General features: G+C 47.6%; 14 protein-coding genes and 1 pseudogene. 8 read left to right on the top strand and 7 right to left on the bottom strand.

Annotated elements, in window-relative coordinates; genetic code table 11:
* Positions 1-683: 683 nt before the first annotated feature.
* Positions 684-1,943: an FAD-dependent monooxygenase gene (locus GZ78_RS14150; RefSeq protein WP_081869905.1), complete on the bottom strand. Its 1,260-nt coding sequence runs from the start codon at positions 1,941-1,943 to the stop codon at positions 684-686.
* A gap of 209 nt (positions 1,944-2,152) precedes the next feature.
* Here GZ78_RS14150 and GZ78_RS14145 point away from each other — a divergent pair, with 209 nt between their 5' ends.
* Complete coding sequence (locus tag GZ78_RS14145) at positions 2,153-3,532, top strand: hypothetical protein (RefSeq protein WP_236631568.1); 1,380 nt, start codon at positions 2,153-2,155, stop codon at positions 3,530-3,532.
* Here GZ78_RS14145 and GZ78_RS14140 read toward each other — a convergent pair.
* The 3 genes from GZ78_RS14140 to GZ78_RS14130 form a co-directional block, all read right to left on the bottom strand.
* Entirely contained in the window at positions 3,529-3,804 is a 276-nt protein-coding gene (locus tag GZ78_RS14140; RefSeq protein ID WP_034837254.1) for a hypothetical protein, read from the bottom strand. The genes GZ78_RS14145 and GZ78_RS14140 overlap by 4 nt on opposite strands.
* 137 nt (positions 3,805-3,941) lie before the next feature.
* On the bottom strand, positions 3,942-4,850 hold the full coding sequence (cdd, locus tag GZ78_RS14135) for a cytidine deaminase (protein WP_051786190.1): 909 nt from the start codon (positions 4,848-4,850) through the stop codon (positions 3,942-3,944).
* A 517-nt stretch (positions 4,851-5,367) separates the two neighbouring features.
* On the bottom strand, positions 5,368-6,858 hold the full coding sequence (locus GZ78_RS14130) for an MATE family efflux transporter (protein WP_034837253.1): 1,491 nt from the start codon (positions 6,856-6,858) through the stop codon (positions 5,368-5,370).
* Positions 6,859-7,082: 224 nt separating this feature from the next.
* Here GZ78_RS14130 and GZ78_RS14125 point away from each other — a divergent pair, with 224 nt between their 5' ends.
* From GZ78_RS14125 to tusA, 4 genes are all read left to right on the top strand, one after another.
* The gene (locus GZ78_RS14125; RefSeq protein WP_034837249.1) at positions 7,083-7,715 is read left to right on the top strand and encodes an alpha/beta family hydrolase; all 633 of its coding nucleotides are present in this window, start codon (positions 7,083-7,085) and stop codon (positions 7,713-7,715) included.
* Positions 7,716-7,804: 89 nt separating this feature from the next.
* Positions 7,805-10,708 (top strand): hypothetical protein, encoded by a 2,904-nt coding sequence (locus tag GZ78_RS14120; RefSeq protein WP_034837246.1) that lies wholly within the window; start codon positions 7,805-7,807, stop codon positions 10,706-10,708.
* Between the two features lie 82 nt (positions 10,709-10,790).
* Entirely contained in the window at positions 10,791-12,140 is a 1,350-nt protein-coding gene (locus tag GZ78_RS14115; RefSeq protein WP_034837244.1) for an MATE family efflux transporter, read from the top strand.
* Positions 12,130-12,372: a sulfurtransferase TusA gene (gene tusA, locus GZ78_RS14110; RefSeq protein WP_034837242.1), complete on the top strand. Its 243-nt coding sequence runs from the start codon at positions 12,130-12,132 to the stop codon at positions 12,370-12,372. The genes GZ78_RS14115 and tusA overlap by 11 nt, the downstream gene beginning before the upstream one ends.
* Positions 12,373-12,779: 407 nt before the next feature.
* Here tusA and GZ78_RS14100 read toward each other — a convergent pair whose 3' ends face one another.
* Both GZ78_RS14100 and GZ78_RS14095 read right to left on the bottom strand, forming a co-directional pair.
* Entirely contained in the window at positions 12,780-13,469 is a 690-nt protein-coding gene (locus GZ78_RS14100; protein WP_034837237.1) for a hypothetical protein, read from the bottom strand.
* A gap of 217 nt (positions 13,470-13,686) precedes the next feature.
* Positions 13,687-14,745 (bottom strand): DUF3080 family protein, encoded by a 1,059-nt coding sequence (locus GZ78_RS14095; RefSeq protein WP_034837234.1) that lies wholly within the window; start codon positions 14,743-14,745, stop codon positions 13,687-13,689.
* 166 nt (positions 14,746-14,911) lie between these two features.
* Between GZ78_RS14095 and pdxB the strand changes: the two genes are divergently transcribed.
* Positions 14,912-16,063 carry a 4-phosphoerythronate dehydrogenase PdxB gene (pdxB, locus tag GZ78_RS14090; protein ID WP_034837232.1) on the top strand — a complete coding sequence of 384 codons (1,152 nt, stop codon included), beginning with the start codon at positions 14,912-14,914 and terminating at the stop codon, positions 16,061-16,063.
* A 324-nt stretch (positions 16,064-16,387) separates the two neighbouring features.
* Here the strand turns inward: pdxB and GZ78_RS14085 are convergent, their stop codons facing one another.
* Positions 16,388-16,903 (bottom strand): hypothetical protein, encoded by a 516-nt coding sequence (locus GZ78_RS14085; protein ID WP_034837229.1) that lies wholly within the window; start codon positions 16,901-16,903, stop codon positions 16,388-16,390.
* 37 nt (positions 16,904-16,940) lie between these two features.
* Here GZ78_RS14085 and GZ78_RS14080 point away from each other — a divergent pair, with 37 nt between their 5' ends.
* Positions 16,941-17,960 (top strand): hypothetical protein, encoded by a 1,020-nt coding sequence (locus GZ78_RS14080; RefSeq protein ID WP_034837226.1) that lies wholly within the window; start codon positions 16,941-16,943, stop codon positions 17,958-17,960.
* A 358-nt stretch (positions 17,961-18,318) separates the two neighbouring features.
* Positions 18,319-18,863, top strand: a pseudogene (locus GZ78_RS14075) (transposase); the annotation flags it as partial.
* Positions 18,864-18,935 lie beyond the last annotated feature (72 nt).

Genomic DNA, 18,935 nt, shown 5'->3' with positions numbered 1-18,935 from the left:
GCGAATAGTTGACCTATTTAAGCAAATTCAGTGGAAAAGATGGCCNAGTTAAGCAACCGTTCTGATTATCACAACGGAACGGTTGCCATGCTCACTTCAGAACAGAAAGTTATCCTCCGGGAGCTTTCTTTATATACGACATTTCTCACAGGCGCGCTATCATCAATTGCGGCACCAACGTTCTGCGAGTTGCTTCTGGGGAGTATGATTTCTGGTGAAGGGTTTCTTACACAAACCCTTCTGGTGGTTCAGTGCTCCATAAAGCGGTCAGATGCAAGGCAGTCTTGTGCAGGCATAGCTTTCCTATGTCAATCAAGACTAACGCTGTCACGACTGCATGGATGCAGGAGCTAGAGCAACGCAAGGAGCAGGTGCCCTGATGGCCGCTTTATGGGGCACCCCCCGGGCGACTGAGAGAGGGCTCATTAGCGCGTTCCAACCGATTGAAAGATATTGATATTCCTTCACGGTTGCGCCTTGTCCTGAGCCCTCACTCAGCCGCTGAACGCGACAAATAAATGGGTTTCGAGTACTTGTGTTGCTTCGAACTAACGCCGAAGTCTCCGCCTATTTTCCATGGCAGACATCATTCAGTCATATCGGAGTCTGTCATAAAAAAGCAGCAGACTGATTAAAGAGGAGAGGAGCCACAGAGACAGAAGCTCTGTGGCCTGTTGAAACGATCAGTGACGCTTCGCCAGCTCGGCTTGTTGGCCTGAAATCCCCATAGCGAACTTCATGACTTCTTTAACAGCAGGCGTCGATTTACCCGCTATCCCTAAAGCCATATTCCTTAGTACTTTGAGCGGAGCACTGTCATTACTGAAAACATGGTAAAAAGCATCCATGGCACTCATCATCAACTGATTGTCTCGGCGACGGGCTTTTTCATATCGCATTAACACGTCCTGGCTACCTGGTGCTTCTCCAGCTTGAAAAGCGTTAATCAATATTTCTGACAACCAGGCAACATCCTGAAAGCCCAGGTTGACTCCCTGACCAGCCAAAGGGTTAATGGTGTGTGCTGAATCACCCGCCAATACGACACCATTGGTGAAATAGTTCATGGCATGACGACGGGCCAGAGGGAAAAAGCCTCTTTCATGCAGCTTCACCAATGGCGGTAACTCTTTCGGGAACGTCGTGGATAATTCTTCCAGAAACTCACTGTCCGAGAGCTTCATCAGTTTCTGAACATTCTCTGGCAGGTTATACCAGACGATGGATGCATAACTTTTGCCGTTGATATCAGGCAGCGGCAAAAAAGCTTCTGGCCCTGTTGCAGTAAAAGCCTGCCAGGTAATGTCCTGCAAGCCCCCCTCAATCTCAACTGTAGCAACCAGACACTGCTGCTCGTACTCACGGGTATTCAAACGTATGTTGGCCTGACTTCTTACCCTGGACTGGGCGCCATCAGCACCAATGAGCAGGTCGGCCGAAAATTTTCTTCCATCGTCCAGCACTACTTCAGGCGTATCACCCTTGAAGTTCATACTGGCAATGGTTGCAGGTGCAAACACGGATACCGACTCAATCTCTTCAAGCCTTTTCAAAAGCCCAAGCTGGGTAACCCGATTTTCTACGATGAATCCTAACTGACTATGTTGGATATCAGCCGCGTTGAACACTGTTTGATTAGGACGTTTATCCAGCTCTCTTCCAGGTGGAAAGTGCAGTTTCTCCCAGACTGCCATGCGCCGATAAGGGCACATTCTCATGGCTTCCATGTATGGCCAGGCCCCCAGGTTCTTCAAAATCTGCTCCGACGCATAACTCAGGGCCGATACCCTCAAATCCGGTAGCTGATCAGGTTCGAAAGCTGACGGCAAAGCTCGATCAAAAACCGCAACACGAATACCTTTGAGACCCATAGCACAAGCAATTGCGGCACCTATCATGCCTGCGCCGACCACTAATACATCGTAGTTTTCTGATTTCACCATAGCCTGACTTCCCATCAGCCCACTCTCTGCGAATAACCGGCCTATATGACCACAGGGCTAAGGAATGCTCAACTCTCCAGATCAAGGGAATGACGAATAGTCTTCTTGCATATCGATCAACCAGTGCTAAATACAGTGTCATCACTAATAAAATTTCTTGAGCGAGTATTCAAATGCAGTATCGGTTTTTTCCGATAGTCCCTCTCCTTGTGTCAATTTACAGCGAAGCAGGACAATTCCAGGACACATCCCTGTATTCAGCGTCTTCTTATAGTCACCCCAAAACAATGGGCTTAAACAATCTACCTGAACAAGTATTCGAAATTTCTATAAGACAATGGCTTGGTGCGGGGTTAAATCTACCTGAGCCTCTCCCTCGTAATGAGACAAAAACTCCTTTTCAATTGAATGTTTCTACCCTTGGCGCTTCCAGGGTTGAGGTTATTGAAGTCTCAAACGGTACTTTCGTCACTTCATTTAAAACCACTGAAAGCGTTTCCGAAACAACATCTACATTAGAGAAGATCTATCTGAATCATCTTGATGTACTTACACTCAACAAAGTCAGACTGGTGTTTGACTCTCAAGACGATTCACTAAAATTTTCTTTCCAGGGGAAGCAGTTCATTCTTTCTGAATTCAGCCATTTAGCGTTTTCAGAACCCTATCAATCATTCCTGATCCCTGCCATCTCATTAATGCCGGAAGTCCTCCAACTGGTGGTGAATCTGATCAAACATCTGAATGAAAACCCTATCGGTATAGTAGAGACAGAAGCGTTCCCAGGCGGAATGCTCGAACCCTTGGAGGTGAATAAATACCTCATACTTCCTGACATAGTTCTGCTTCCAACTTTGCCTGACACAAGCCTCTGCTGGGGCAGCAGCCACTGTATACCTCTGAGTCAATACGCTTGGCTTGTCTATTCAGGACATGGAAAAGCAGCCATTATCAGTGACCCTTATTCCTCTGATGAGCCTATGGACGGTAAAAAAAGAAAAGGGGGCAAGGGTGGTAAAGGAAAAAAGATCGCCTATACATCTGTTCCTCTTGCTAAAACAGGCTTTCAGTTCAGTAATATCGGCAATGGTGGAATTGGGACTGGCTCAGGCAGTGGCGACAATGATCCACCGGAAAGAGAAACGGATTATTCCATAACGCCTCCTGCAGACAAAAACGAGTTTGAAGATGACGACACTCGTTATTACCAGGTACCAACGGATGATGAAGCCGAAGAGCTGGATGCCCAGGCAAGATCTGACCAGGAAAGAACAGGGAACGCTCTTCTGACGCGTGATGCGGTTCAAGGCCGGAGAAATGGCAGGCAATTGCTGGACGTTGTGGGCGGAGAAGCTGAAGGGACAAGACAATCACCACCCAATCCACCAGCACCACCAGAAGCCACTGTTGTTCCTAATCAGGAACCAACTGTAACAGAGACAACCGTCAACACTTTTGATACAAACTCCTGGATACCAGACGATGGCGAAGAAATCGTCGTCAATCCAGATCCGGGAAGCAAGGGTCAGCTCCCGAAAGGGATGTCTTCCAGAGAGCGGGACACATTCATTAACATTGATGACATCTAGATCTCTGAATCTTCCTCATTCTCGTTCTCTTCTTTTTGCCGGGCCCAACGCTCGGCAAGCTTTCGAGCTTTACTCTGCTTCTTCTTGCGCTTTTTTGAGGTTTTTCTGGATCGCAGATTACGGGCTGACTCCGGCCCTCCCTCTTCATGAGGGACAATAGGCTGATACTCATCGTCTCCCTGTTGAGCACCTTTATCCTGATCACCGGAGCTTTTGTTTGGATTCTCTCCATAATCCAGGGAAGTAGAGGTAGAAGATGGATTGATCTTCAATGGCTTGGCTTCCTTGCTGAGCTATATAACCGGTTTACAGCTAAAAACCGGTCATCACCAAGAATGCGGAAAGGCCCTGTTCGTCCATTGATCTCACACAGGGAAAACTCATCAGTCTATAGACCTCCCGCTCTGTATCAGAGCTGGATATAACGCAGTGAGATGCCGTATTTATTAAGGAAAGAAGCGGCCAGCTCTTTTTGGGAAGACTTGCTGGGTTGCTCTACCATAACGGCTTCTTCGATAGCGTCTTCTGTGTTGTGAAGCAAGGCCAGACGCCAGTTTACGGCAGCGGACTCCATTGCTGTAACGCCAGGATTAAAAGCAGCATTGGCGCCGTAGCGACCCGTCACGATACGTCCACTTTTTAATCTGAGAGCAATTCCGGCACGGCTTTGGCAGACAGGAGCATAGCTTTTGGAAGCAGCAAACAGAGCGACTTCTGCCAGCTCGTCACCTTCCAGCTCAGCGGGCAGTTCCAACGGGTAGCTAAGATCACACATCAAAGCACCGTCTTCCATCCCCAAATCAGCAGGTCCAAAACGATCAGGCAGTAATTCACCTATCGTATAGTGCCGAGCCTCTCCCTTTGAATTGTTGTAAACAATGACTTGTAGCTGATCGACTCTGCACAACTCATTCAGAAACTGTCGACAGTGGCCGCATGGAGCTTCATTCACTACCAGGCGTTTCAGACCTTGTTCACCACGATGCCAGGCATTAACTACGGCAAACTGCTCTGCATGTACTGTCGTTTTCAAAGGTTGCCCGGTAAATTCCAGGTTGGCTCCCAGATAGAGAGACCCTGATAATCCTTCTGCTACCACACCGACCCGAAAGTCCGAGATTTCGGCAACACTCAAGGAAGCAGCCACCGGTAATAACTGAATCATGAGCTCTTCCAAAGAGAGGCTCATGGCCGCTTTTAATTCTTCAACCTGAGCAGCGTCGAGCTTACCCAATTGTGCAGGAATATTCTCGAGAACAAGGGCAGCAGAGGCGGGGAATTCGGCGATTTTTTGATTAAAGTCTGAAGTGATTTGCATCGCTTTTACCGCAGCAATGATGTATGGAAAGCAACCATACCTCAATATGAATTTCTGTCCACCCAGAAATTGCGCTTACCTCATTTTCTTCGACCGATACCTCTTAAATGAGTAAGTTAAATGAGTAAGCTGAACGATTGTTTTCTTTTCTCCTCTGCAGACAGCTATTTGCAAAGAGCTGCAAACGCTCTAGGAGGCTGACCAAGAATAGCGTCCGAGCATAAAATTCAGTAGAACGAGTCAGCTTTTTCACTGAATTTGTGCGAATAGTTGACCTATTTAAGCAAATTCAGTGGAAAAGATGGCCGTTCTTTCTGGATTTTAGGCCGGACTGTCTATTCTCGGTCAGCCTCCTAGGCAGCTTCACTGGATTTGTGCAAATAGTCATCTATTTAATCAAATGCAGTGGAGCTGTCCAGAACGCTCATGGCTGCGACCGTTCTTTCTGGACTTTAGGCCGAGCTGTCTATCCTCAGTCAGGTTCCCTTACATAGCATGCAGCGGTTTATCTTTGGGATCAAGACACCTGTTTGGCTTTATCTGGCAGGTTGCAGGCTTCTTCGCACTCACCTTCTTCAGCCATTTGTGCCAGCTGTGAACACTCCGATGACATTGGGTTGAAGGCGCAGGTCATAGTTTCATCCTGATGGGTCATGATACTGGCTATCATATTCTGGCGGGTTACCTTGCAGTCTATGGAATCTATGGTGCGGAAGCCGAGCCATATGGCGATCACTGAGAACAGTACACCACCGGCCGCCTGACCTACCAGAACCCCGTAAGCGCCCATGGATTCCGATGCCAGCCAGATAAACGGAAGGGTGCCCAGCGTTGCCCGGCCCCAGTTAAGAAGCGTGGAATAGCCCGGTTTACCGAGGTTGTTGAAAACCGCGTTGGTGACGAAGAGGCAGCCAGTAAAAACAAAACTGATGGCAATCCAGGTGCAGAAAAACGACACCAGACTGGCAGCCTGACGCTTGGCTCGAAAGACCTCAATCAGAATGTCCTGCAAAAGAAACAACACCACTGAAATCAGGATGACATAGATCACCGTGAAGAAGATGGCATTGCGAAATGACTCTCGAACCCGGCCAATCAGTCTTGCCCCAAAATTCTGTCCGACAATAGGGCCCACAGCACCAGACAGAGCAAAAATGACACCAAAAGCAACAGGAACCAGGCGATTGATAATGGAATAGCCAGCCACATAACTGTCGCCATACTGCGACATATAACGAACCATCCAGGCACTGCTGAATGGCATAGCCAGGTTGGTTCCAATGGCTGGCAGGGCAATGCTCATGATATTTTTCAAATCACTGTTGAACAGGATGAAACGAAAGGGCGAGTAAAGCTTGTGTTTACGGAAAATGCCGTAACAGACAACGCTGAACAGGGTTACTCGAGCCATGACAGAGGCTATGGCTGCGCCTTCAATATTCAGATCCAGCAGAAAGATCAGTATGGGGTCCAATACGGCATTGACTGCCCCGGCGCATAAGGATGATGTCATGGACAGTTTTGCATCACCCACTGCTCTAAGTCCGGCACCCAGAGTCATGGCCAGACTGACCAGAGGCATGGAGGGGATCAAAATGTTCAGATATCGCACCGCCAGATCGTGAACCTGGCCTGTCGCTCCAAGTAGAGTCAGCAGTTGTGGAATGAGCAGCCAGATCACCAGAGCCAGAGTGATACTGATGAACAGAACCAGAAAGCAGATATTGACTTGATACTGGCAGGCTCTTTCCCGGTCATGGCTGCCTATAGCTCGTGAAACCAGAGCGCCTGCGGCAATGGATAAGCCAATACCCAAAGAAGACGTCAGGAAGAGTATAGTTCCTGCATAGCCTATGGCTGCAGCCAAAAACTTTTCACCCAGCAGGCTAAGAAAAAACAGGTCGAGCAAGTCGACAATAAACAGGGTCGTGATGCCTGCTGCATTGCTGAGGCTCATAACAATGATATGTTTCATTGTTGAGCCTTGGGTAAAGCGGGGCTGGGACATCAGAGGCTTCCGTCAGGAGTGGTAGAAACTCACGCATCAGTCAGTGAAGCGACAGAAAACAAAAAATAAAAAACAAAAAAACAAAAAATAAAATGTAGAGAGATAAGTGCTCAAGCCAGTTCGTGGCATCATGAAGAGCTTCGACCAGCTTAGTTCAGATAGCCGGGTCCGGTCGGGTAAATAAAGGTACAATCAGGTACTTCAATACTTTGGACTGTCTGTTTATGAACCTTATCTGGAATCGGGCTGAGGCGGGATCTCCATTATTAATACTTGCCCATGGTGCTGGTGCCGCTATGGACAGTGACTTTATGAATCAGGTCGCTGATCTAATGATGGCAGGGGGAGTCAGTGTCGTGCGGTTTGAGTTCCCCTATATGCAAGAGCGAAGGGAGACCGGTAAAAAAAGACCGCCGGATAGACAGCCTAAATTGTTGCAGTGTTGGCAGGAAGTTATTCAGCAAGTCATGAACGAATACTCAGGTCCTTTGTTTATCGGTGGCAAGTCGATGGGCGGACGAATGGCCAGTTTGCTGGTGTCAGAGTGTCCTGATCTCCCTTTGAGCGGTGTCGTGTGTTTAGGTTATCCGTTTTATGCACCAGGCAAGCAGGATAAACCCAGAACAGAGCACCTTGCTGATTTTCCATTATCCATGCTGGTGGTTCAGGGTAGCCGGGACGCCATGGGTGACTACGAAACTGTGCAGGGTTATGACCTGTCTTCTAATATCCAGCTCCATTGGTTGGAAGATGGAAATCATGATTTGAAACCCAGAGTAAAATCAGGGTATAGCCATGAGCAGCATTTGGTTGAAGCAGCAGACAGGGTAGCAGCCTTCATCAAGTCCAGGCTCTAAGCCACTGAAAAAAAACGTGAGTCATCAGAATAATTATTCTAATGCCATCTATAATTCTGACTCTTTTTTAGTCTGCACATTGGGTCAGTATGAAGTTGAAAGGCATTGGACTTTTAGTCGGACTGTTGCAAATATTACCGGTTTTCGGCTCACTTCTGGAAAATATGGCGGCAGGGGTTTCAGCGGGTATTTTTAGTGCGGAAGCTCTCCCTTTCATTAAAATCCAGAACATGCACAGGTTCTATCAAAGTCATATTCCTGTAAATGTGTTCATGAGTGAAGAGGTTCTTCCCCTGTTGCCAGCCCCTCTGGTCAGCGATCCTCTGGAAATAGTCAAAGGCCCGCTCTATCAATTGGAAGATCATCGTTTACTGAGGCTTTTGAGAAAGAACCGTCAGTATTTTATCCAGTTGGAGCTGAAACCTTCCCGTGTTGACGGCAGTATCAAAACGGATATCAAATCAGTCAGTACAGTTGTTTATGATGAAGGAGAAACCTTCACATTCTGGCTGCCTGAAAACAGGCAATCTGAAAAAGGCATTCAAATAGAAGTCTGCCTTGCTGAAAACAGTGTGATAGAAAGTCTGATTCGTGAATATCTGAGCATTTATTTTGGTGACGTCGAAGATTATACCGTTAGCCAGACAACAGATGGGTCTATTCAGATCAGCGTCTGGAAGAAGGGGGTGCTGATCAACCTTACCCTTAAACAGTTGCTGATGAAGCTGGGGGAGTGGCATTACTTTTTCTTTGAAGTCTATTTGCAGGGACGTTATGGCCGAAGCCATTGCACTTCTGTTTATGTCCCGGGGTCATCCAGCGCAGAGTATATTCCTGTCTACTCTCCGGCCAAGAAAAAAATAAAAGGCGACAACCCCACTCATTCTGAAGAAGTGACCGATGGTAATACCGGCTCCAGATCTACCAAAAAGGGCGAGGCGACCGGCGGTGGGGCTCCTGAGCCCAATCCTTCAAAGGTACAAACACAAAACAAGCCAGAACAGGGTGGGAAGGACGTTCCCGATGGACCTCTTGATTTTGAAGCGGTGAGTCGTGAGCAACCCGATGGTCAAAATAAAGGGGGGGCTCAAGCCAATCCTTCTCAGGATTTGACCCGATTCAGAATGATGAGGGCCATGAACGACCTGGTCACCAAGCGTCAAATCCAGGAGGGCAGGGGCAAAGGGGTTAAAAAGCTGGCTGAGTTTATTCATGGGGAGCATGAAGTAGCTCTTAGAAAAGAGTTTGACTCTGTAAGTCGTTCTCCTGGTGCAGCACTGCCGGTTTTTCTGGCGGATATTCTGGTGCAGGGCTACACCGCCCAGTTAGCCAGATTTCTGTTGACAAGGTTTGATGAAGCCCAACTGAATCTATTCAAGGATGAACTGAATACCGTCTTGCGTCAGCAGACGTTTAGAGTGCGCAGAGCGGGTCAGACCCAGATTCGAAGAGGAAAAGAGAATAATCAATACCCATTGGTGGTCAGTATTCTGGAAGAGCTGGGCAGCGCAGGAGGCGCAGGCGACTCCGGTTGTTCGCTGGCAAAGTTGAATGAAAAAGGCTGGGATATTGTTTTGTCCCAGGGCAAAAATGAAGTGGTCTACCATCACGATCAGCATCGGCAAATGGTTGAGGAAGGACTGCCCGCATTGGCAGGAGCGGAACTGAGCAAACGAATGCTGGTGGACCTGCTGGCCGCAATGGGTTTGTTCCTGCAGGATGATGCGCTAAGGGACGATGTGATCCAGGAGATCTGTTCTGTAGTGCCCGTGGATGTCGACAGCACCGTGAAAGAAAAAATGCAGTCGGTCGGTCTTAATCAGGGCATTCTGGAGATATCGCTAGGGTTGCAGGAATTTGTTCGCTTGCGAGGTCACCCCAATGTATTTGCCGGTACTGTGTTGTTGTCAGAAAGGCCCAGAAAGCATGTCGAAATATTGCTCAGGGGTGGGTATGTTGAAATCCGGGTCAGTATGGAATTCTCGTCAGTCACTCTTACCCGCCCCGACGGACGAACTCAGACGCTAAGAATGCAGCTGGGTATTCGAAACCACTATCGTTTTTATACTGAGACATCCAGTTTGGAAACTTCCCGTTCGGAAGTCGTTCTGAGTCCACCGCAGATACCGCCTGGACCCACAGAAGAAGAGCAGAAAGCCTGGCTTGAAGCGGCTCAGAAAAGGTATGAAAACACGGTTAGGAACGGCTTGGTGAAATCAAGGGAATCTTATGCAAAGTACAAGGAAGAAGTTGAGGACAGAAACGATGATTCCCTGATGTCATTAAGCCCTCCGAGTCGTCAATTCAAGGTGGCCTGGCAAAAGCTCAAAAGTCTCAGAGGACTGGTGGAAGAGTGGCAGTTAGATAAAGACGAATTGATGGATCAATATGCCGAACTGAAGCAGGCTACCCGTGTCTATCTTGAAAGTGTCAGGGCGGCGCTGAGAGCAATGGGTACCACGCAGGCTGAAAGCCATCCCCATGGTCAGGCTTTGATCAACAAATACGTAAGATTGGTTGAACAGAGTATTGATCATCTTGAAGCCATGCAGCGGCTGGCAGAACAGAAAGCGCAGCCACAGTTCAATCGTCGGGAGATGGAAGAACAGATTCGGAAATGGGTTGAGAGTCATGAAGCTCTGGGAGACACATTCAGGTATGACACCCGATCGGAGTTGCCTGTTGAAAGATCCGAGAGGGTCAATGATGGCACTATGACTCAGGAACAAAAGACAGTGACCAGCTATCTGGTGGATATCTATTATGTGATGACTTCCGCTTTTACGGTTGAAAAACAAATGGTGCTGGCAGATGTAAACGGCAGTGGCAACTTAGAATTGCAGAGTGAAGATGAACCAGCCGCAGAGGCTCTGATACAACCGAGTGAGGAGGAGGGCGGCACGGCTGAACCGGTTTTGCCATTCAGGGTGATTGATGAAGGTGATGATAGCCCGGATACACCGGATGAGGTAATGTCTGAAAACAATCAGTAGCCCATCACGATTCTACGTATTCAGGATAGAACTAATGTCCCATACAATAGTCTGATTCTTTGTTGGGCAATTGTGAGGGCGGATGTTGACGTCGACTGCAGCATTGTATCGGCGGGTCTGGATGTTTGCCTGGCCTGCCATTCTTTCTAATATCTCGGTTCCCCTGTTGGGACTGGTGGATGCAGGTGTACTGGGTCATCTCTCTTCCGAGATCTATCTGGGTGGAGTAGCCATTGGCAGTACACTGTTTACGCTGGTGTTCTGGGCCTTCGGTTTTCTCAGAATGGGTACGACCGGGCTGGTGGCCCAGGCGCTGGGGCAGAACGATCATCAGGAGACGCGGCAGTGGCTGGCGCAGTCGATCCTGCTGGCTCTGGTTATTGGCTTTTTCCTGATTCTGCTGCACCGGCCTCTTCTTGATCTTGTCTTGCCTCTGTTTAATCCTGCTGTGGAAGTGGCTGAACAGGCAAGGATCTATTTCACGACGCGCATTTTCTCAGCCCCTGCGGTTTTAATTAACTATGCCATTGTCGGCTGGTTGATAGGCATGCACCGACCTAAAGGTCCATTGCTCATTCTGGTGCTGGCGAATCTTGTTAATATTGTATTGGATCTGCTGTTTGTACTGGGCTTTGGAATGGCGACACAGGGGGCGGCGCTGGCTACTGTCATTGCGGATTATGCCAGTCTGATGTTGGGTATCTGGGTGGTAAGGGGCACGCTGGCAGACAGACCCGGAACCTTTACACGGGCAATGATGCTGAATTTGACTGCCATGCGCCGGCTCCTGTTGTTGAATCGACATCTTTTTGTTCGCACACTTTGCTTGCTTGGTACACAGGCTTTCTTTACTGCACAGGGTGCCCAGAATGGCAATCATATTCTTGCGGCCAATGCTCTTCTGTTGAATATGCTGCTGTTGATTTCCAATGGGCTGGATGGCTTTGCCCATGCCGCTGAAGCACTGACAGGTGAGGCTCTTGGGCAAAGAAGAGAAGATCGTTTTAAACAGATTGTCAGAGTAACAGGCTATTGCTCGTTGATTTGTGCTGTGCTGTTTTTCATCGCATTCTCACTGCTAGGCCGCGATATCATCAATCTGTTGACGAATATCCCTGCGGTGGCTGAAACAGCGGCAGCTTATTTGCCCTGGCTGGCTGCTATGCCAATGTTTGCTGTGTGGTGTTATTGGCTGGATGGTGTCTTCATTGGAGCCGTTCGTACGGATATGATGCAACACACCATGCTGGCAGCCACGTTATTGGTGTTCCTGCCGGTCTGGTATTTCACCCGGGATATGGGGAATCACGGCTTGTGGTTGGCTTTCAGTGCCTTTATGCTGGCGCGCAGTGCAGGGCTGGCTATTGCTTATCGATCCCTGAGTCGGTCCAGATCCTGGGTCAGTGATAACAGGAGTGAAAGTGTCGGATAGTATTGAAATCAATCATGAGCTGGATACTTCGGGTCTGCTTTGTCCCGAGCCAGTTATGATGCTGCATAATAAAGTAAGAGATATGAAGCCGGGGGACGTCGTCAAGGTCACAGCGACAGATCCTTCGACCCAGCGGGATATTCCGAAGTTCTGTAATTTTCTGGATCATGAGCTGCTGTCTCATGAGCAGGTGGACAAGGAATACATCTACCTGATCCGCAAGGCGGGTTGAAGCTAATGCAGGAGTCTGATGACAGGCTCCAAATGTTCACAGAGTACCGGTTCTTCGGAAACTCTGTGAAACTGATCCGGGTATCTTCCCTCCAGATTTCCCCGTTTCCAGGCTTCATCACTGGCCGCTTTTTTTTGGCTCGTGTGATAGGTTTGTCTTCTTTTCCTTTCTTGGCTTCCTCTGTTTGGTTTCGTCGCTAACCCCTGAGTCTTGATTCATTTCAAAGGTGTGTAGCGATCAGCTGACTACAGAAGTTATGCACTTATGATACGAATTTATATTATCTATCAGAGCGAACATGTTTGAATGAAATAGGAATGATACTGAATGTATCTTTCGCCTTCATAGGTTAGGTAATACCTCAAAATTTGATAAGGGTTCAGCCATGAGTGATTAAGAGGAGAAGGTTACTCTTCAATCAGCTGAGTGAAAGCGGCAATGGCATCAGGATCACCATGCTTGATCTTATTGGCAATAACATGGTGAAAGAAATAGCGGAAGCTTTCATGTTCCTGTGCCGGAAACAGGCACTCATCTTTGGGTAGAATGGGGGTGGTTTCCACTTTCTTCTCATCAGCCAGCATCGCATGAATACGACCGTCGCTATATAAACGCCAGCTGGTTACATGAATCAGCATAATTGTATGGAAGTTGTCTTCTGTCAGAATGGCGTGGGTACCAATATTGTCACTAATCTCCTGCAGAATCAGGTCTGCCTCTTCTCCTTTTGATTCGAAGTAGTTGGCAGCGGTTTCCAGCTCGGTAACTTTGTATTCTGGTGGTTCAAAAAATGCGTGATCATGGAAGCTGTCGTAATAACCTTCCCAGTGGCCATTCAGGGGGTCATTAAGATCCTGAGCGGGGACCAGTTTATTGAGCCATGGCACCATGGCGTCCACTGTGCCGTCTTTTTTCAGAGCCCAGCAGAGAATTTTCATACTGAACAGTTTGCCGGGATTGGCATCGTTGCTGTACAGCATTTCCAGGCCGTCCAGTTCAGGTGCCAGTCTTATGATTTTTTCGCTTTCATTTTCGTCGAGGGGCTTACGAGTAAAAAGGTCAATGACATTCCCTTCGTCATCCGGCTGCTTATCCATTGAGTCTCCGGTTGTGCAGGGCTTAAAGGTGAATGAAGAATCGCCCTTAAAGCTGTCTATCGGCACCGGAGCTTGGAAGTTAATTTAGAGCTTAATACACTCACATACCTGGCTTATCGAAGAATGTTATTCCTGCACTTCGACAGGCTCAGTGCGAACGGGATAATGCACTTCGACAGACTCAATACGATCAGTGTGGGTATAAGTCTGAGTTAGACTATGGCTTTTTCCCGGGTTGCATCTGACATTGCATCAGCACTGTTTGCCAGCTTTGGGTATGACGGATGATAGCCTTGTCCAGTTGGTTCCAAATAGAAAAATCGGAATCAGAATCTGTAATAGCTAACAGATAGTCTTCCATGGCTTTGTCGGGTGGAGCTGGCAGTTCAAGCAGCAAAGACAGCATCACAGAACGCCATTCTCTCCCTTCTGAAACTACTTTCGACATATAGGGTTGAATGCTGTCGACATAGAAAAGTCTGAAGACATTGTTGAGTCGTTCTATGGTTACCGTGCGCCGACCTTGTGGACAGATATTGTGACTGTTCTCCAGCATGACGGAAACCCGGTTAAGGGTATTGGTGATGGCGGTCGCTGCAGCCAGTAACTGACCACTGTAGTGAGAAGCGGTTAATTGTTGCAGTTGCATTTCCAGAGACTGCTGATCGTATGGAGGAGAGAAACGGTCACCTTTTAGATAGGAAGTGAGATATTTAAGAGCTTCCAGCGTACCCTGTCGGCCATTATCCCCCTGTAAGGGAAGCAGGTTTTGAAAACCACTGAGCTGGCCGGGCAGTTCAGTGTTGGAAAGCAGCATATTCCACTTGGCAGCAGGCAGTGCTGATTCTTTCTGTTGGAGGGTGGTTTCCAGCTTGGCTCTTAGCTCAGGCTTTTTATTCTGTTGCTGTAAATAATGGATGCAGTCTTTAAGCTGGACGATCAGTTTTTTTTCATAATCCAGCAGCTGGGAAGGTTGCATCTGTTTACCCAGGCTGTTGTTGCGGTGTGCGATGAGCTGGGTGAGTTTAGGGCATTCGAGCAAGTTAAGGGCTTCCAGCGCTTTCAAACGGATATCCGGCAGCGGGTATTGCCTTTTCCTTAGTGAGGGTAGTTCTGGAAAACTGATGGTGGGAGAGGGCAAGGATACTTCGGTGACGGTACTGATCCTGCTTTCATACTCTTCAAGCTGATATTCAGGGGTAGAGCGATAGCCGCAGCCTGTCAGAGTCAACAGAAGCACGAAGAGAAGGCTGTGAATAGTTGCTTTTAAGGTCATTAGTACTGTCTGGGCAGAATGAGAACAGTATAGTTTTTATAAGCGTTTTCTTCTTGGGTGTCATCTTTCAGTCTGGCGCTATAGGTCCGCATAAGCACAGAGTTGTTAATTTTAAGAGCGGACTATAGTATCACTGCATTACTGAACTCTACGAATACGGCCATCGATGAAAATTGTTGCTGACGAGAATATTCCACTACTCCATGAATGCTTTGGCTCACTGGCTGAAGTAGTGGCTTTGCAGGGGCGAGATATTACCGCAGGTGATATTATTGACGCCGATGCTCTGCTGGTGCGCTCGGTAACAAAGGTGAATCGTGCATTGTTGTCTCAGGCGTCATCTTTAAGGTTTGTCGGCTCCTGTACTGCCGGGGTAGATCATATTGACCAGCAGGAATTAAACGGTCGTGGCATCAGCTTTTCTAATGCTCCGGGGTGTAATGCCCGTTCTGTGGTTGAATATGTACTCTGTGCCCTGGATATTCTTGCTGATCGCGATGGCTTTGAGCTGGAGAAGCGAAAGGTAGGTATTGTTGGCCATGGCCAGGTGGGTAGCAGGTTGTATCAAACCCTTGATGGGCTCGGCGTTGAGGTTATGGCCTGTGATCCGCTTTGTGAGCGAGTCCCCGATGTTCGATTTGAAAGCCTGGAGACTCTGATCCAGCAATGTGATGTCATTGCTCTGCACACCCCACTGACCCGAAACGTTGAATATCCTACTCATCACCTGCTGGATTATGACAAGCTCAGCCAGATAAAATCGGGCGCCATTCTGATCAATGCAGGTAGAGGGCCGGTCATTGATAACCAGGCGCTACTGAGAGTACTTGAAGAAGGTCTGGATATCAGTGTGGTGCTGGATGTCTGGGAACATGAGCCCGATGTTAATCTGGATTTGTTGGCCCGCGTTGATATTGGCACTCCCCATATTGCGGGTTATAGCCTGGACGGCAAGATTACTGGTACAGAAATGGTGTACAAGGGCTTGTGCCAGACTTTTGGACTGCCGGCTCGAGTCCGGCTGGCGGCCATCACGCCCATGCCTGCCCTGAATAGAATAGCGTTCAATGACTCTGCCACTGCTGCTCAGGCGGCGGGTATGGCTATGAAGTCTGTCTATGACCTGCGCCGTGATGATGCCCTAATGCGGCGTCTTTTCAGAATGGATCAGGAGGCACGCTGCATCGAGTTTGACCGTATGAGGAAACATTACTGTGAACGGCGGGAGTTCAGCACGCTGACGGTTCAGGCAAGAAAGTGTGAAGCCGGAGTACAGGAGCGCATGAAGGCTTTGGGATTCCACCTTCAGGTGTCCTGAATAATGGTTAACAGAGAACCATAGAGAGTCCTGATAATTTTACGATAACCTTTCTGAGATGAGTGCTCTGAGAAAGGTTCCATGATCAAGAAGCTGGTGCTAAGGATTTGTCTTGAAATAACTTCCCGATTAAAACATGAACTCCGTTCACCCTGAGCCTGTCGAAGGGTGGTGGCTCTGGGCTTCGACAGGCTCAGCCCGAACGGGGGGTGGTCAAATAAGGAAGTTATTTACGGACTATTCCTTAGTGGTGAGATACTGCTTTTGGTTGAGCGGACTTGGATGCATCGTAAGAAATCATAAAGGCCCCCGCTTTAAACCTGGTCATTGGAGTGAATGTTTAGGACGCTGTTGCTTTAAAAAACTGACACTTATGGAGCAAAGGCTATTCTCGTCGATACTGCTTTCAACCTTGTCAGGTAACATTCCCCTGAGATAGATTTTCAAACCTTCAATAAACATCTCGTCGTCCATTACCTGGTCAAAAACGATCGTGTGCAGTGGCATCATTTTATAGGGGGTGCCTTGGTACTGGAGCTGAACCCTGAATAGCTCGTTATTATCCTGATAGCTGGCCACAATCTGACTGTCTGCCAGGTTGGCTTTGTGTATGCAGTAGGATAACTCTCTGGCCAGGACAATACAGTCTGCATTTGGGTTTAGAGCCAGGTTCCAGGCATGTTCATAGCGATAGATGTTTTCTTGAATGATCTGATCTTTCTGGTTCTCTTGCCTGAGAATAAAGTGAGGCTGTTTTCGGGTTCTCAGAAAAAACAGAATATTGAGAAAATGAGCAGTTACAGTGCAAAGCAAGTCATTTTTAACTACCTTAATGAGCACCTATCACTGATACCCATAGTTAGTAATGGTGCAACTAATGGTGAGAAAAAATATCGTTTTGTTGATATTAATAATATGCAAAAGTAATGTCGTATTAGCAGGCTATGGTTCGGGAGGAAATGGCATTTTAGCCCTTACCTCTTTAGTAATCTTTTCCAAATATACAAATCCTGATTGGCTTGTTGTTTTTCCCATTGGCAAAATAGGTGGACAAGAACAAGAAGTACAAGTTCAGCAATCCGATTCAGGTAATCAGAAAGGTGGCAATAGTCGAACCACGGTTAGTCAAGGTGGCTTTCATAATCAACATTCTGATGATGAAGGTGATGATAAACCACCCGTGCCTCCTGAACAGGATAAAAAAGAACCTTGTGGAGCAGAGTGCTTACCATTTCCTCTGCGAAAAGTTATACAGGTGGGGCAAACGCCTATCAGTTTTACCTATAGTGTTACCAAGGAAGATCTACACGTAAATTATGGTAATTCTCCCTGGTGCCAAATACCTCTCACACAGGGAGCCGCTTTTGTCCAAGTATCACTTCATTGGTATAGTGAAGGCAGTCAGGAACTCTCTCTATGGGCAATAGCAAGAACCTCAGCACCACAACCGACGCCCACAGTAATAGTTCTAGGAGGCGCAAATAAAATCCCCAAATCTAGCTCAAATACCATCTTATTAGAAGGAGAGTTTTCTTCAAATAGTCAAAGCGCACTTTCTGAGTTGGAAGTTGAAATACAATTACTTGATAATGATAATCAGATATTATCGAATATAAATTTAACAGAATTCGACAACTATGCTCCTTTTTTTCAAGCTTTTAATCCTTTAGGTATAGATGACTTTGAAATGTTCAATCATCAATCAAGCGTTCATGGAAATTTACTTGATAGTTCTGCTGTAATTTCAAGCTTACCGCCTTTTCAAAATTGCCAAACATGCCAATCAATTGCCAGTAGCAGAAGCAGTTTTAGGCAATGGCTAGAGAGCCTAAATAGATACATGAAGAGTAATGAAGTATTAACATTCAGGATAATAATAAAACACAAAGAGGAATGAGTGAATGCAGCCTAATCGGGTAGCCGGAGGTTTCTAACCTCCAGCCCCCACAACACCCTGCATGCGGGTCCGCACAGGGCGTTTCATTAAGAATGGTGAAGCTTGATCCATCCGTCCCGCAGTGAATAGAGCCCCTGTGATTTCAGATAAGCCAGCGATAGCGCCTGATTGATACCCGGCGTTTTCGCGCTTCTCCACGGGCCTTTACTGCTTCGACCACAACCAACTGCCGTTCGGATTTCAACGCCAAGACGCATCAATTGTCTGATTTTAGTACGAGGCTTTCCCCCTGTGTCAGCATAGTTGTCGCCTCTTCTGATTTATCTATTTAAGACAGGGGGCGGTCAGAAAACAATCAATGGCCCGTTATTCAGAAGAGTTTAAGTCATCCGTCGTTCAAAAGATGATGCCACCCAATAATGTACCTGTTGCCCAGTTAGCCCGCGAGACTGGTATCACTGAGGCAACCTTGTACACTTGGCGGAAAAAGACAAGAGCGCAAGGAGTGCCTGTGCCGGGTGATGGTCTCAATCCTGAACAATGGCGTTCAGAAGATAAATTTGCTGTCGTACTTGAAACAGCTGCCCTGAATGAAACAGAACTGTCCGAGTACTGCCGGAAAAAAGGGTTATTCCCTGAGCAAATCACGCAATGGAAAGCCGCCTGCTTAACGGCCAATGCAGAAGCCGCAGAGCAATGTAAACAGCTTGCTGAAGAGCGTAAACAGGACAAGAAAACTATCAAGAGTCTTGAACGCGAACTCAGCCGAAAGGACAAGGCTCTGGCTGAAACTGCCGCCTTGTTGGTATTAACAAAAAAGGCCCGCGCGATCTGGGGGGAGCGCGAGGACGACTGATCAGCCTCCCGGATCGCAAAAATGCAGTAAAACTGATTCAACACAGCATGGAATACAGGTTTTTAGAGTACCGGATAAAGGACAAACGCATTATCCGCGTGGTAAAGCAGTGGGTAAAA

Origin of the sequence: Endozoicomonas numazuensis, assembly GCF_000722635.1 — a bacterium.
GTDB classification, from domain to species: Bacteria; Pseudomonadota; Gammaproteobacteria; order Pseudomonadales; family Endozoicomonadaceae; genus Endozoicomonas_A; species Endozoicomonas_A numazuensis.
The sequence above is the reverse complement of the archived record's forward strand: the minus strand, read 5'-3'. Positions and strand labels throughout refer to the sequence as shown.

Excerpts from the sequence above, each read along its gene's own strand:
- GZ78_RS14150 (WP_081869905.1), bottom strand. The coding sequence starts at position 1,943 with ATGGTGAAATCAGAAAACTACGATGTATTAGTGGTCGGCGCAGGCATG.
- cdd (WP_051786190.1), bottom strand. The coding sequence starts at position 4,850 with ATGCAAATCACTTCAGACTTTAATCAAAAAATCGCCGAATTCCCCGCC.
- GZ78_RS14130 (WP_034837253.1), bottom strand. The coding sequence starts at position 6,858 with ATGTCCCAGCCCCGCTTTACCCAAGGCTCAACAATGAAACATATCATT.
- GZ78_RS14125 (WP_034837249.1), top strand. The coding sequence starts at position 7,083 with ATGAACCTTATCTGGAATCGGGCTGAGGCGGGATCTCCATTATTAATA.
- GZ78_RS14120 (WP_034837246.1), top strand. The coding sequence starts at position 7,805 with ATGAAGTTGAAAGGCATTGGACTTTTAGTCGGACTGTTGCAAATATTA.
- GZ78_RS14115 (WP_034837244.1), top strand. The coding sequence starts at position 10,791 with ATGTTGACGTCGACTGCAGCATTGTATCGGCGGGTCTGGATGTTTGCC.
- GZ78_RS14100 (WP_034837237.1), bottom strand. The coding sequence starts at position 13,469 with ATGGATAAGCAGCCGGATGACGAAGGGAATGTCATTGACCTTTTTACT.
- GZ78_RS14095 (WP_034837234.1), bottom strand. The coding sequence starts at position 14,745 with ATGACCTTAAAAGCAACTATTCACAGCCTTCTCTTCGTGCTTCTGTTG.
- pdxB (WP_034837232.1), top strand. The coding sequence starts at position 14,912 with ATGAAAATTGTTGCTGACGAGAATATTCCACTACTCCATGAATGCTTT.
- GZ78_RS14080 (WP_034837226.1), top strand. The coding sequence starts at position 16,941 with ATGGTGAGAAAAAATATCGTTTTGTTGATATTAATAATATGCAAAAGT.